The sequence below is a fragment of the Stenotrophomonas koreensis genome (assembly GCF_001431525.1).
Lineage (GTDB): Bacteria > Pseudomonadota > Gammaproteobacteria > Xanthomonadales > Xanthomonadaceae > Stenotrophomonas > Stenotrophomonas koreensis.
Window position 1 is genome coordinate 467,434 of the sequence record NZ_LDJH01000006.1, and the last position, 14,874, is coordinate 482,307.

Annotated in this window: 8 protein-coding genes and 1 pseudogene; 7 read left to right on the forward strand and 2 right to left on the reverse strand. The window is 67.8% G+C overall.

The window, feature by feature from the left end:
- Positions 1–33: 33 nt before the first annotated feature.
- Positions 34–2,143 (reverse strand): annotated as a pseudogene (locus ABB25_RS04700) (phosphocholine-specific phospholipase C).
- 24 nt (positions 2,144–2,167) lie between these two features.
- Positions 2,168–4,498: a TonB-dependent receptor gene (locus tag ABB25_RS04705; protein WP_057664361.1), complete on the reverse strand. Its 2,331-nt coding sequence runs from the start codon at positions 4,496–4,498 to the stop codon at positions 2,168–2,170.
- Positions 4,499–4,778: 280 nt separating this feature from the next.
- On the opposite strand from ABB25_RS04705, the gene dapB reads away from it, so the two are divergent.
- From dapB to ABB25_RS04740, 7 genes are all read left to right on the forward strand, one after another.
- A complete protein-coding gene (dapB, locus tag ABB25_RS04710; RefSeq protein ID WP_057664365.1) occupies positions 4,779–5,501 on the forward strand; it encodes a 4-hydroxy-tetrahydrodipicolinate reductase in 723 nt (240 codons plus the stop codon).
- A 251-nt stretch (positions 5,502–5,752) separates the two neighbouring features.
- Entirely contained in the window at positions 5,753–6,880 is a 1,128-nt protein-coding gene (gene carA / locus ABB25_RS04715) for a glutamine-hydrolyzing carbamoyl-phosphate synthase small subunit (protein ID WP_057664368.1), read from the forward strand.
- Positions 6,881–6,987: 107 nt separating this feature from the next.
- Positions 6,988–10,230, forward strand: a complete 3,243-nt coding sequence (gene carB, locus ABB25_RS04720) for a carbamoyl-phosphate synthase large subunit (protein ID WP_057664372.1) — start codon at positions 6,988–6,990, stop codon at positions 10,228–10,230.
- Between the two features lie 8 nt (positions 10,231–10,238).
- Positions 10,239–10,703 carry a transcription elongation factor GreA gene (greA, locus tag ABB25_RS04725; protein WP_182622208.1) on the forward strand — a complete coding sequence of 155 codons (465 nt, stop codon included), beginning with the start codon at positions 10,239–10,241 and terminating at the stop codon, positions 10,701–10,703.
- Between the two features lie 4 nt (positions 10,704–10,707).
- Positions 10,708–11,625, forward strand: a complete 918-nt coding sequence (locus tag ABB25_RS04730) for a hypothetical protein (protein ID WP_057664379.1) — start codon at positions 10,708–10,710, stop codon at positions 11,623–11,625.
- 8 nt (positions 11,626–11,633) lie between these two features.
- Positions 11,634–13,343 (forward strand): single-stranded-DNA-specific exonuclease RecJ, encoded by a 1,710-nt coding sequence (gene recJ / locus ABB25_RS04735; protein ID WP_425477302.1) that lies wholly within the window; start codon positions 11,634–11,636, stop codon positions 13,341–13,343.
- A 124-nt stretch (positions 13,344–13,467) separates the two neighbouring features.
- Entirely contained in the window at positions 13,468–14,802 is a 1,335-nt protein-coding gene (locus ABB25_RS04740) for a PPC domain-containing protein (protein WP_057664385.1), read from the forward strand.
- The last annotated feature ends 72 nt before the right edge of the window (positions 14,803–14,874 follow it).

The following is a 14,874-nucleotide window of genomic DNA, read 5'->3' on the forward strand; positions in this document are numbered from 1 at the left end:
GGGACGGCCCGGCATGGCCTGGCCCGCTGGAACTCAGGCTTCCTGACGCAGGCGCGCCGGTCCGCCCAGGGCCGGATCGCTGGTGCCCGGCCGGCCATCCTCCACCCGTCCTGCCAGGCGCAGGCTGCCGCTGGGGTAGTCCAGCTGCAGGTCGTACCAGCCGGCGGTCGGTTCGGCCGGCCAGCGCAGCCGGGCCGGCTGGCCGGCCCGTACCGACAGGGTGCTGGCACGGGCGCTGTTGGCATAGGTGCGCGGCTGGACCTGGCAGACCAGGGCCTGGTCACTGCGGCTGTCCAGCTGCAGCACCAGCTGCGCGCCGTCGCGCTCGATCCGGGCCTGCAGCGCCGTCTTGCCGGTGCCACGGAAATGGCGGTGGAAGCCGTTCGGGCCGAGCACCCACAGGTCGTACTGGCCGTTGTGCAGCGGCCAGCTGTCCTGTACCGGCTGGCCCGGTGTGACGGTGTAGCGGCGCGGCACGGCCTCCAGTTGCAGGCGGTCGTAGACATGCAGCACGGCAGCGGCGCCGTCGCAGGCCAGCTGCAGCCGGACCTGGCCAGGCGCGGCCGCATCGATCAGCTGCACCTGCGGCCGGTAAGGCAGCGCACGTGCCGGACGCACGCCGATGTCCTGCTGCGGCGGGGTCAGGCCATCGGGCAGTGGCGGGGTGGTGCGCCCGGACAGGCTGGCCGCACGCGCGGCACTGCGGCGCACATCCGGCAGCTGCGCACCGAATGGGCGCGCATCGGCCTGGCTGAAGTCGAATGCACCGAGCAGGTCGCCGCAGACCGCCCGGCGCCAGGCCGAGATGCCGTTGGCGGCAACCCCGAAGCGGGCTTCGAGAAGGCGGATCACCGAGGTGTGGTCATACACCTGGCTGTCGACCCAGCCGCCGCGGCTCCATGGCGAGATCACATACATCGGTACCCGCGGGCCCAGCCCGTAGGGGCGGCCGAACAGGTCATCGCGCTCGTAGCGCTCGTTGCCGGGCGAGCGCTGCCGGTGGTACTCCCCGCTGGTGTCCACCACCGACTGTCCGGCCCAGCCGCCGGGCCGCTGTGGGTCGGGCGAGGGGGGGGGGCGGCGGCATGTGGTCGAAGAAGCCGTCGTTCTCGTCGAACATGATCAGCAGCGCGGTCTTGCTCCAGACTTCCGGGTTGGCGGTCAGCGCGTCGAGCAGGCGGGCGGTGTAGGCCGCGCCCTGCACCGGGCTGGACGGGCCGGGATGCTCGCTGCCGGCGGCATCGGCAATGATGAAGCTCACCTGCGGCAGGCGGTTGGCCAGCACGTCGGCGCGCAGGGCATCCAGGGTGTGGGTGCTGACCCCGCGCTCGCGCAGCTGCTCATCATGCCCGGGCTGGCCCTGCCAGGCAGCGCGGAAGCGCTCGAAGCCGGCCAGCGGGTTGTCGGTGAAGTTGTCGGCCATGTCCTGGTAGATGCGCCAGTCCACCCCGGCCTGTTGCAGCTGTTCGACATAGGTCATCCAGCGGTAGCTGTCCGGATGGCCGCCGTATTCGGGGAAGTTGTCGTGCGAGTTGGCGATCGCCGGGCCGCCGTGACGGCCAGACGGATCATTGTGGCCACTCCACAGGAACAGCCGGTTCGGATTGGTGCCGCCCTGGAAGGCGCAGTGGTAGGCATCGCACACGGTGAAGGCGTCGGCCAGGGCGAACTGGAACGGCAGGTCGTCACGCCCGAAGTAACCCATCGCATGGTTTTTCTTGTGCCGCGGCCATTGCGCCATGCGCCCGTGGTCCCAGGCGTACTGGGCATCGGGCCAGCTGTGCGGGGTGCCTTCCATCCGCATGTGGTCAAACTGGCCGGTGGTGTCCAGCGCGAACGGGGTCAACACGCGGTCACCCTGCTCGCTGGGCTGCAGCCACACCGTGCGCTGGGGATGCCCCGGCAGGGCCGGGGCGGGAACAACGAACCGGTCACCGAAACCACGTACCCCGGCCAGGCTGCCGAAGTAGTGGTCGAAGGAACGGTTTTCCTGCATGAAGATCACCACATGCTGCAGGTCCTCCAGCGTGCGTGAACGCACGCTGGGGGCGATGGCAGCGGCCCGGGCAATGCTGGGAAGCAGGCTGCCGACACCTGCGGCGATGGAGGTTTGCAGCAGGCGGCGACGTACGACGTCCGTCATTGATCAGGCTCCGTTGCTGGTGGCTTACAGGTCGACGGTGAGCTGGAAGCTGGCCGTGCGCGGTGCACCGATGAAGGCAGCGTTTTCACCGTCCAGACCGGCCAGGTAGCGCTTGTCGGTCAGGTTGCTGATCACCAGCCCGGCCTTGACGCCCTTGAGCCTGGGCGACAGGTCGGTGAGGTCAAAGCCGAGGTTGGCGTTGAACACGGTCACCGCCGGCAGCTCGGCGCTGTTGGCCCGGTTGATCTCACGCGCGCCCAGGTAGCGGCCGGAGATGCCGGCAGTCACGCTCTCGCCCTGCCAGTCAGCCGAGGCCACCAGGATGTGTTCGGTCTGGCCCATCACCGCATTGCCCACGGCAATGCCCAGCGCGGCGTCACGCGCGGCATCGCCGCTGCCCACGTACTCGGACTGGTTCCAGGTGTAGGCGGCATTGACGCGCCAGCCGTTGTCCCAGCCGTAACCGAAGGCCGCTTCCACGCCATGGCTTTCCACGCCGCCGACGTTCTCGTACACGCCGTCGACCTGGCCGAGGTAGTCGATGCCGGAGACCAGGTTGGCCGGCAGGAACTCGATGCGGTTGTCGAACTTGATGTTGTACAGGGTGACCGAGGCGGTCAGCGGCCACTGGTTCAGGCGGAAGCCCAGCTCCAGGTTGTCGGCGGTTTCCGGCTCGACCCGTGCCAGCTCGGCCTGGTTGCTGCCACCGAGCACACCCTGCGGGATGGCGCGGAAGTTCTGCGAGAAGCCGGCGAAGAACTCACCGCCCTGGATCGCTTCCGGAGCGTAGGTGAAGCCGGCCGAGAACAGCGGGTCGGAGCTGGTATCCGAGCGCACCTTGCCGCTGTCGCCGATCACGCGGTTGCGGCTCTGGTCGAGCACGAACTGCTTCAGGCCCAGGCGGGCGGTGAAGCGGTCCAGGCGCATCACGTCCTCGATGTAGTACATCTGCTCGTCGGCTTCGTACGCATCGGCGAACTGCACCCAGTACGGGGTGGCGTCGAAGCTGATGTCGGTGCCGACGTTGAGCAGGCGGTGCCAGTCGCGGGTCACGGTGCGGTCGAACTGTTCCAGCCACAGGCCACCGCGCACGGTGTTCTCGATGCGGCCGAACGCGCGCGTCCACTCCAGGTCGGCGGTCAGGCCGTAACGCTCGTTGTCGTAGTGGGTGTGGCGGTAGGACATCGCCCCGGCCGCGCCGTTGGGGTAGCAGTTGGGTGCGTACTGGGCCGGGATGCCGGCCTGGCCGATGCAGCCGGCGCTGGCCTGGGCGGCCGACAGGTCCGGGTTGACGTAGTAGAGGTTGCCCAGCGGGCCACCACCGAACACGGTGCTGCCACCGGTGTATTCGGATTCGGGATTGCCGGCACCATCGGCGGTGACATCGACCAGGTACGGCGGCAGCCAGTCGCCACGGCCGTCCATCTGGTGGCCGTAGGCGGTCACGGTGGCCTTGACGCCGTTGCCGGCGTCAAAGGCGCCACGCAGGTAGCCGAAGGTGTTCTGGCGCAGCGCGGCCGAACCGGAGCGGAAGTTCTGGTCCAGGTACGGGATGCCGGTCAGGGTGCCGACCAGGTTGTCCTGGTCCGGGCGGCTGGCGAACTGGGCCAGCGAGACGCTGCCGTATTCCGGCTCGAGCGCATCGTTGTAGGACAGGTAACCCGACAAGGTCCACTGGTCCAGCTCGGTGACGAACTTGCCGGCCAGGTGGTCGCTCTTGGCCTGGCCCGAACCGTCGCTCCAGTCCACGTTGCGGGCGCTGGAGGCGCTGACCCAGGCGCGGGTGCTGTTGTTGAGCAGGCCGGTGTCATAGCGCACGTAGTACTTGCTGGCCTCGTGCTGGCCGGTACCGACGACAAAGCGCACGCGCTGCGCGTCCAGCGGGTCGCTGGTGAGGAAGTTCAGGGTGCCGCCCAGCGCCTCGTTGGAGCGCGAGGAGATGTCGGCCGTACCCTGGCTGATCTCGACGGTTTCCAGGTCCAGGGTGTCGATGTAGCGGTTGGCCAGCGAGCCGCCACCGTAGGACGAGCCGCCGTTGGGCAGGCCGTCGATGGTGGTGCCGATCTGCTGGGTGTCACGGCCGGTGACAAAGCCGCGGATGTTGATCTGGGTAGTCCACACCGAGGTGCCGTAGGGGTCGCCTTCGGTGACCACCACGCCCGGCGATTCGTTGAGGACGCCATTCACGCTGCCCAGCACCGGCTGGCGGGCCAGGGTTTCCTGGCGCACGGTGGTCTTGGCGTAGCTGGTCGCCTTGCCGATCACCTGGACCTGGTCCAGGGTGGCGGCGGCAGCGGTGCCGGCGGTGTCGACAGCAGCGGTGCTGTCCATGCCGTCATTGGCATAGGCGGCCATCGCCGGCACCAGCAGCAGGGCCAGCAGGGAAACGCGGGGAAGGGGCTGGATACGGGATATGTGAAGGATTTGTTAATGAGGTGGCCTTATTGCAAAGCAGCAACAAGTCATTTCCATGCCGCCGCGATGACAGAGCTGCGACAGCCGCAGGGCCGGACGGGGCCGCCGTGGGGGCGATGGCCATTGCCCGGCGGCGACGGCCCGGGGTGCGCGGTGCCGCTGCGGGCCTGGTGGCACGCGGGCATGCAGCGCCCGCTGCCCAGGCGTTACCATCAGCGGCATGAATGCTCAGCCGATCTTGAAAGTCGTCATCCACGGGGCCTCCGGGCGCATGGGCCAGGCCCTGTTGCGGCTGGCCGCGCAGATGCCCGATATCGACGTGGTGGCCGCCGTCGCCCGGCGCGCGCCCAGCCAGCGGGTGATCGACGGGGTGCCGCACTTTGCCGCCAGCGAGCTGTCCGGCCTGCCTGCCTTTGATGTGGCGATTGATTTTTCGCTGCCCGATGGCGTGGCGGCGCTGGCGCGGCTGTGTGCCGAGCGCGGTGCCGCCCTGGTCTGTGGCACCACCGGCCTGGATGCCGAGGGCGAGGCCGCGCTGGCCGCACTGGCCGGGCGCGCGCCGCTGGTCTGGGCCTCCAACTATTCGCTCGGGGTGGCGGTGCTGACCGACCTGGTCGCGCGTGCGGCCGCGCTGCTGGCCGATTGGGACTGCGACATTGTCGAGTCACACCACATTCACAAAAAGGATGCCCCTTCGGGCACCGCCTTGAGCCTGGGCCAGGCTGCGCAGGGGCAGGGCGTGCAGCCGCGTTACGCCAGCCTGCGTGCCGGCGATATTGTCGGTGAGCACACGGTGCAGTTTGCCGGCCTGGGTGAGCGGATCGAACTGGTCCACCGCGCCAGCAACCGCGACATCTTCGCCCGTGGCGCGCTGGAGGCGGCGCGCCGGCTGGTCGCGCGGGCGCCCGGCCGCTACAGCGTGGCCGAGCTGCTTACCGCCTGATCGTGATGGCTGCAGCGGCCTGGCTGCGCCGGTGCCGCTTGATCTGCTGCAACCTGCGCTGAGGGGGTGATTGAAATCCGCATCCGATGCTGGCGTGCACCCCCACCCAGGCGCTACAATTCCGGCTCGCCGAAACACGTCAAGCCGGACCGGTCCCCCCACCGTACGTCCGCGCTTTTTTGCAGCCAGCTTTCAGCTGACTGACGCAGGCGTGGGTTTGGCATCCCCCAGGTAGCCAGAGTGAGATTTCCGTGACCCAGCCCGCAATCCTCGTTCTCGAAGACGGCACCGTATTCGAGGGCGAATCCGTAGGCGCGCCCGGCCTGTCCGTCGGTGAGGTGGTGTTCAACACTGCCCTGACCGGCTATCAGGAAGTGCTGACCGACCCCTCCTACGCCCGGCAGATGGTCACGCTGACCTACCCGCATATCGGCAACACCGGCATGACCGACCAGGACGATGAAGCGTCCAAGGTCTGGTCGGCCGGCCTGATCGTGCGCGATGTGCCGCGCCGCCCCAGCAACTGGCGCAGCCAGGTATCGCTGCCGGAGTGGCTCAAGGCACGTGGCGTGGTGGCCATTGCCGGCATCGATACCCGCAAGCTGACCCGTATCCTGCGCGAGCGCGGCGCCCAGAACGGTGCGCTGATGGCCGGTGAGATCGACGTGGAGCACGCGCTGGAAGCCGCGCGCAAGTTCCCGGGCCTGAAGGGCATGGACCTGGCCCGCGTGGTCAGCACCGAGACCGGCTACAGCTGGAGCGAAGGCTCGCTGGACCTGGACGCCAATGCGTTCGTGACCCCGGCCAAGCGCTACAAGGTCGTGGCCTACGACTTCGGCGTGAAGACCAATATCCTGCGCATGCTGGCCGACCGCGGCATCGAACTGACCGTGGTCCCGGCCACGACCCCGGCGGCCGAGGTGCTGGCGCTGAACCCGGACGGCGTGTTCCTGTCCAACGGCCCGGGCGACCCGGCACCGTGTGACTACGCGATCGCCGCGATCAAGGTGCTGATCGAGAAGAAGATCCCGACCTTCGGCATCTGCCTGGGGCACCAGCTGCTGGCTCTGGCCGCCGGCGCGCAGACGATGAAGATGGCCCACGGCCACCACGGTGCCAACCACCCGGTGCAGGACGTGGACAGCGGCCAGGTGATGATCACCTCGCAGAACCACGGCTTTGCGGTGGACGAGGCCTCGCTGCCGGCCAACGTGCGGGTGACCCACCGCTCGCTGTTCGACCAGACCATCCAGGGCATCGCGCTGACCGATGCGCCGGCGTTCTCCTTCCAGGGCCACCCGGAAGCCTCGCCCGGTCCGCACGATGTGGCCGCGCTGTTTGATCGCTTCATCGCGCTGATGGATGCTGCGCGCGCCTGATCCTGCTTCGGCCCACCGGTTGTCCCGGTGGGTTCTGGCTGCTGGCGCAAGCTGCGCCGCGCCGCCCGCCCCTCCGCGGTTGTCCGCCCCCAAATTTGAGTACGACCATGCCAAAGCGCACCGACCTTAAGACCATCCTCATCATCGGCGCCGGCCCGATCGTCATCGGCCAGGCCTGTGAGTTCGACTATTCCGGCGCCCAGGCCTGCAAGGCCCTGCGCGAAGAGGGCTACCGCGTGGTCCTGGTCAACTCCAATCCGGCCACGATCATGACCGACCCGGAGATGGCCGATGCGGTCTACATCGAGCCGATCAACTGGCAGACGGTGGAAAAGATCATCGCCAAGGAGCGCCCGGACGCGCTGCTGCCGACCATGGGCGGGCAGACCGCGCTGAACTGCGCGCTGGACCTGGCCGACAACGGCGTGCTGGAGAAGTACAACGTCGAGCTGATCGGTGCCAAGCGTGAAGCCATCCGCATGGCCGAGGACCGCGAGCTGTTCCGCGTGGCGATGGGCGAGATCGGCCTGGAGTGCCCGCGCGCGGCCGTGGCCCACACCCTGGAAGAGGCGCTGGAGATCCAGACCCGCGTTGGCTACCCGACCATCATCCGTCCGTCCTTCACCCTGGGCGGCAGCGGTGGCGGCATCGCCTACAACCGCGAAGAGCTGATCGAGATCGTCAACCGCGGCCTGGAACTGTCGCCGACCACCGAAGTGCTGGTGGAGGAGTCGGTGCTGGGCTGGAAGGAATTCGAGATGGAGGTGGTGCGTGACACCGCCGACAACTGCATCATCGTCTGCTCGATCGAGAACCTGGACCCGATGGGTGTGCACACCGGTGACTCGATCACCGTGGCCCCGGCGCAGACCCTGACCGACAAGGAATACCAGCGCCTGCGCAATGCCTCGCTGGCGGTGCTGCGCAAGATCGGCGTCGATACCGGTGGCTCGAACGTGCAGTTCGGCATCAACCCGCGCGATGGCCGGGTGGTGGTGATCGAGATGAACCCGCGCGTGTCGCGTTCCTCGGCGCTGGCCTCCAAGGCCACCGGGTTCCCGATCGCCAAGGTCGCGGCCAAGCTGGCCGTGGGTTACACCCTGGATGAACTGAAGAACGAAATCACCGGTGGCCTGACCCCGGCCTCGTTCGAGCCGTCCATCGACTACGTGGTCACCAAGATCCCGCGTTTTGCCTTCGAGAAATTCCCGGCCGCCGATGCCCGCCTGACCACCCAGATGAAGTCGGTGGGCGAGGTGATGGCGATGGGCCGCACCTTTGCCGAGTCGATGCAGAAGGCCCTGCGCGGGCTGGAAACCGGCAAGGTCGGCTTCGACCCGACCGGCCTGGATCTGGCCAATGCCGATGACATCGCGCTGCTCAAGCGTGAGCTGCAGGCCCCGGGCCCGGAGCGGCTGTTCTTCGTCGGTGATGCCTTCCGCGCCGGGATGAGCGTGGAAGAGGTGTTCGCGCTGTCGCATATCGACCCGTGGTTCCTGGACCAGATCGAGGCGATCATCGCGCTGGAAAACCAGGTGACCACGGTCGGCCTGGATGGCCTGGACAAGGCCTTCCTGCGCACCCTCAAGCGCGCCGGCTTCTCCGATGCCCGACTGGCCCAGCTGGTCGGCACCACCGAATCGGCGGTGCGCGCGCTGCGCCGCGCCCACAAGGTGCGCCCGGTCTACAAGCGCGTGGACTCCTGCGCCGCCGAGTTCGCCACCTCCACCGCTTACCTGTATTCGACCTATGAGGACGAATGCGAAGCGGCGCCGACCAACCGCGACAAGATCATGATCCTGGGCGGTGGCCCGAACCGCATCGGCCAGGGCATCGAGTTCGACTATTGCTGCGTGCACGCCGCGCTGGCCCTGCGCGAGGATGGTTTTGAAACCATCATGGTCAACTGCAACCCGGAGACCGTGTCCACCGATTACGACACCTCCGACCGCCTGTATTTCGAGCCGCTGACCCTGGAAGACGTGCTGGAAATCGTCGAGCTGGAACAGCCCAAGGGCGTGATCGTGCAGTACGGCGGGCAGACCCCGCTGAAGCTGGCGCGTGCGCTGGAGGCCAATGGCGTGCCGGTGATCGGTACCAGCCCGGACTCGATCGACCTGGCCGAGGACCGCGAACGCTTCCAGAAGCTGGTCAACGACCTGGGCCTGCGCCAGCCGCCCAACCGCACCGCGCGTACCGAGGAAGATGCACTGACCCTGGCCCGCGAGATCGGCTACCCGCTGGTGGTGCGTCCGTCCTATGTGCTCGGCGGCCGGGCGATGGAAATCGTCTACGGCGAGGCCGACCTGGCCCGCTACATGCGCGATGCGGTCAAGGTTTCCAATGATTCGCCGGTGCTGCTGGACCACTTCCTGGATGCCGCGGTCGAAGCCGACGTGGACATCATCTGCGATGCTGAAGGCAACGTGCTGATCGGCGGGGTGATGGAGCACATCGAGGAAGCCGGCGTGCACTCCGGTGACTCCTCCTGCTCGCTGCCGCCGTACTCGCTCTCGGCCGCCACCCAGGCCGAGCTGCGCCGCCAGGTCACCGAGCTGGCCCGTGCGTTGAAGGTGGTCGGGCTGATGAACACCCAGTTCGCGATCCAGACCGACGCCGACGGCAATGACGTGATCTACCTGCTGGAAGTGAACCCGCGTGCCTCGCGCACCGTGCCGTTCGTGTCCAAGGCCACCGGCATGCCGCTGGCCAAGATTGCCGCCCGCTGCATGGCCGGCAAGAGCCTGGCCGAGCAGGGCGCCACCAAGGAGATCATCCCGTCCTATTACTCGGTCAAGGAAGCGATCTTCCCGTTTGCCAAGTTCCAGGGCGTGGATCCGATCCTGGGGCCGGAAATGCGTTCCACCGGCGAAGTGATGGGCGTGGGCCGCTGCTTCAGCGCCGCGTTTGCACGCGCCCAGGAAGCGGCCTCGATCAAGCAGCCGCCGCTGGGCAAGGCCTTCATTTCGGTGCGCGATACCGACAAGGCGCGCGTGTTGCCGGCGGTGGAAGGCCTGGTCAAGGCCGGCTACAGCATCGTCGCCACCCGTGGCACCGCGGCCTGGCTGCAGCAGCACGGCTATGCCAGCGAGGTGGTCAACAAGGTGGTGGAAGGCCGTCCGCACGTGGTGGACATGATCAAGAACGGTGAGATCACCTACATCGTCAACACCACCGAAGGCCGTGCGGCGATCACCGACTCGTTCTCGATCCGCCGCGAGGCACTGCAGAACCGTATTACCTATTCGACGACGGTGGCCGGCGCCAAGGCGCTGGTCCAGTCACTGGAACATCGCGGCACCGGCCCGGTCTGGTCGCTGCAGGAACTGCACAAGGAGTTGCAGGCGTGAGAGCACCGATTACCCTGAAGGGCGCCCAGCGCCTGCGTGAAGAACTGGATTACCTCAAGTCGGTCAAGCGGCCGGAGATCATCACCGCCATTGCCGAGGCCCGTGAGCACGGCGACCTGAAGGAAAACGCCGAATACCATGCCGCGCGCGAGCAGCAGGGTTTCATCGAAGGGCGGATCCAGCAGCTGGAAGGTGAGCTGTCCAACGCCGAGGTGATCGACGTTTCCAAGCTCAATGTCGGCAACAAGGTGGTGTTTGGCGCCACCGTGGTGCTGGCCGACGTGGATACCGACGAGGAGAGGAAGTACCAGATCGTCGGTGACCTGGAGGCGGACATCAAGCTGGGCCTGATCGCGATTTCCTCGCCGGTGGCGCGCGCGATGATCGGCAAGCTGGAAGGCGACAGCATCGTGATCGATGCGCCGGCCGGCCAGCGTGAGTACGAAATCGTCTCCGTCGCCTATCTGGACTGAGCCGGTGACCTCGGCAACCCTGTTGCTGCCGGCAACCGCGCAGCTGGCCGCTGCCGGGCTGCCGCCGCCGTTGGCGCGGGCGTTGGCCCGCGCTGACCTGCAGCTGCTGGGTGGTGACAGCCGTCAGCAGCTGTCGCGGCATTTTCCGCAGCTGCTGGCCGCTGACACGCTGTGGCCGGTGGCGGCGTTGACCCGCCAGTTCGATGCCGGCGATGCCGGCGATGGACGCTGGTTGCGGGCCGATCCGGCTTTCGTGGCTGCCGACATGCAGGGCGTGCGCATGCTTGCCCATGGCCCGGCGCTGGCGCTGGATGCCGGCCAGGTGCAGCAGCTGATCCAGGCCATTGCCCCGGTGTTTGCCGAGCAGGGCATGGCGCTGAGTGCACCGACGCCGGAGCGCTGGTACCTGCAGCTGCCTGCCGGTCTGGAGCTGCCGGTGTTTGCCGATATCGACAACGTGCTGGGCGATGACCTGTTTGACCACCTGCCCGGTGGGGATGCCGGCCGCCTGTGGCGCAGCCTGCTCAGCGAAACCCAGGTGCTGCTGCACCAGCACCCGTGCAACCGGCAGCGGGCCAGCCAGGGCCTGGCGATGGTCAATTCGCTGTGGTTCTGGGGGCCGGGCAGTCTGCCGGCGCAGGTACCCTCGGCCTTTGCCCAGGTGCGCAGCCCGGACCCGCTGCTGCAGGCCATTGCCGCGTTGGCTGGCCAGCCGGAGGGACAGGGGCAGCTGGTTGACCTTCGCCACCTGCGCCAGCCGCAGGTCATGATCGAGCAGGCCTTGTTGCCGCTGCTCGGCGCACTTGAGCGCGGCGAGCTGTCCCGGTTGAACCTGGATTTTGCCGACGGTCACCACTACCAGCTCAACCGCGGCCAGCGCTGGCGCTTGTGGCGCAAGCCCCAGACCACCTTGGTGCGTTGATGGCCAGCATGCAGATAGTCCGCCGCGCGCCGGCGGCTGCCGGGCAGTGGCCCGAACAGGTGCCGGCCCTGTTGCAGCGCATCTACGCCGCACGCGGCGCACACGATCTGGCCAGCGCGCAGCCGCGCCTGGCGCAGTTGCTGCCACCGCAGCAGCTGCAGGGCATCGACGCCGCCGTCGCCCTGCTGGCCGATGCCATTGCCGGCGACAAGCGCATCCTGGTGGTGGGTGACTTCGATTGCGATGGCGCCACCGCCACCGCGCTGGCGGTGCGCGGCCTGCGCCTGCTCGGAGCGCGCAATGTCGTCCACGCCGTGCCCAACCGGATCGTGCATGGTTACGGGCTGTCGGTCGGCCTGGTGGCCGAGCTGGCCGCGCTGCAGCCGGAGCTGCTGGTCACGGTGGACCATGGCATCGCCTGCCTGCCGGGGGTGAGCGCAGCCAAGGAACTGGGCTGGCAGGTGCTGGTCACCGATCATCACCTGCCCGGTGCGCAGCTGCCTGCGGCCGATGCCATCGTCAACCCGAACCAGCCCGGCTGTGGCTTCCCGAGCAAGGTGCTGGCCGGGGTCGGGGTGATGTTCTATGTGTTGCTGGCGCTGCGCGCGCAGCTGCGCAGGAGCGGGGCCTTTGCCGATGGCAACGGTCCGGACCTGAGCGTGCTGCTGGACCTGGTGGCGGTGGGCACCGTGGCCGATCTGGTGCCGCTGGATGCCAACAACCGCGCCCTGGTGGCGGCCGGCCTGCGCCGTCTGCGCGCCGGCCAGGGCAGCGTCGGCCTGCAGGCCTTGATCGCCGCCAGCCGGCGCGAGGCGCACAAGCTCTCGGCCAGCGATATCGGTTTTGCACTGGCGCCGCGCATCAATGCTGCCGGCCGGCTGGAGGACATGGCGCTGGGCATCGAGCTGCTGCTCACCGATGATGCCGTCCAGGCGCAGCAGATCGCGCAGACCCTGGAGAGCATCAACAGCGAGCGCCGTGCCGTCCAGCAGCAGATGACCGACGAGGCCGAGGCCGCGGTGGCACGCGCCCAGCCCGGCGTCGGCCAGGCCCCGATTGCCGCCTGCCTGTTCGATCCGGACTGGCATCCGGGGGTGATCGGCCTGGTAGCCTCGCGGATCAAGGACCGGCTGTACCGGCCGACGATCGCCTTCGCACCGGCCGAGCCGGGCAGCGCCCGGTTGCGCGGTTCGGCGCGCTCGATTGCCGGTTTCCACATCCGTGATGCGCTGGCCGCGGTCAATGCCGCCCATCCTGGCCTGATCGAAAAATTCGGCGGGCACGCGATGGCGGCCGGCCTGAGTCTTGAGCAGTCGCATCTGCAGGCCTTTACCCAGGCCTTCCAGGCCGAGGCGGCGCGCCAGCTGGCCCCGCACCAGTTGCAGGCGCAGCTGCTCAGCGATGGTGAGCTGGCCGAGCATGAGCTTGATGCGACGCACGCGCGGGCGTTGCGCGCGGCCGGCCCCTGGGGGCAGGGCTTCGAGGAGCCGTTGTTTGACGGTGTTTTTGCCGTGGCGCAATGGAAGGTGCTCAAGGAGCGGCATCTGAAGCTGGTGCTGCGCACCGCTGCCGGCCAGCTGCTCAATGCGATCTGGTTCGCCGGCTGGCAGGGCACCCCGCCGGCCGACAGGATGCATGTGGCCTATCGTCTGGCCGAGGATGACTTCCGCGGCGGCCAGGCCATCCAGCTGCTGGTGGAACACGCACAGCCGGCCTGAAGCCGGCTCCCTGCTATCCGACAGGGGGGGCGAACGCTTGGGCAGGGCCCTCAGGATGGTCAATAATGGCCCGTGGATGGGCTACTGCGGCCTGTCATCAGCAAGGGAATGTTCCATGAGCTCGATGAGCATCAAAATCGCCAGCCTGGCGCTGGCCTCGGGTCTGTTGCTGGCAAGCCAGCCGGCATTGGCCAGCCGTCCATTGGCGCTGGCTATCGGCCAGCAGGTGCGCGGTGAAATCACCAGCGCCAGCCCGATCAATGTCAATGACGGCAGCCGCAGCCAGCAGTACCAGCTCGAGCTGGACGCCGGCCAGGCGGTGCGCTTTGAAGTCAGTGGTGCACTGGATGCAACGGTCAGCCTGCTGCGTGATGGCGAGCTGATTGCGCGCAGCGGCGAACGTGGCGATGGCAAGGTGCTGACCGTGCGCGCGCCGGGCAAGGGCCGCTACCTGCTGGCAGTCAATGGCAAGGATGCACGCTCGTTTGGTCCGTTTGCGCTGAGCTCGGCGCCGATCCAGGCCTATGCCGGTGGCCCGGTGCCGATCGGCCAGACCATCAGCGACGTGGCCGACCGTGCGCGTGAGCTGCAGTTGCAGGTCGACGAGGCCGGCCTGTACGAGATCCGCATGGCGTCCACCGATTTCGATACCGTGCTGTCGCTGCACGGCGATGGCGTGGATGCCAGCAACGATGATGCCAACGGCAGTGATTCGATGATCACCCGCTACCTGCAGCCGGGCCGGTACCAGCTGCGCGCGGACGGTTTCATGGAGCAGATGGGGGGGCAGTACACCCTGGAAGTCCGCCGCCGTGCCCTGCCGGAGGGTGTTGCCCTGGCTGCCGATGGCGAACTGGAGCCGGGCACCCAGCTGCGTGCGCTGTATGTGGGCCAGCCGGTGAGCTACCGGATCAGCGTGCCGGGTGGGCAGATGCTGCGCGTGGACATGGCCAGCAATGACTTTGACAGCCTGTTGCAGTTGAACGGCGAGGGCGGGCTGGAGTTGACCGACGATGATTCCGGTGACCGCCTCAATGCACGGCTGATGAGCATGTTGCCGGCCGGGCAGTACCGGATCCAGCCCAAGGCTGCCGATCAGGGCACCGGCGTGTTCACGCTGAAGGCCGAGCTGATGGATGCGCCGGCCGATGCCGGTGGTGGCCGCCTGCAACCTGGCCAGACCCGCAGCGCCCGCCTGTACGGCGGGGCTGACAGCTACCAGGTGCAGATCGAGCGTGCCGGCTCCTATGTCATCGACATGCAGTCCGATGACATCGACAGCAGCCTGGAGCTGCTGCACAACGGTGCCAGCCTGGCCGAGGACGACGATGGCGGTGATGGCTTGAATGCGCGCATCGTCGAGCTGCTGCAGCCGGGCACCTACACCATCCGTGCCCGTGCGCTGTACAACTATGGCGGCAGCGAAGGCAGCTACCGCATCTCGATCAACCGCCGCTGACCGGTCCTGCGCCAGCCAGCAATGAAACGGGGCGCTTGTTGCGCCCCGTTTGTTTTGCCACAAGCAGCCGCG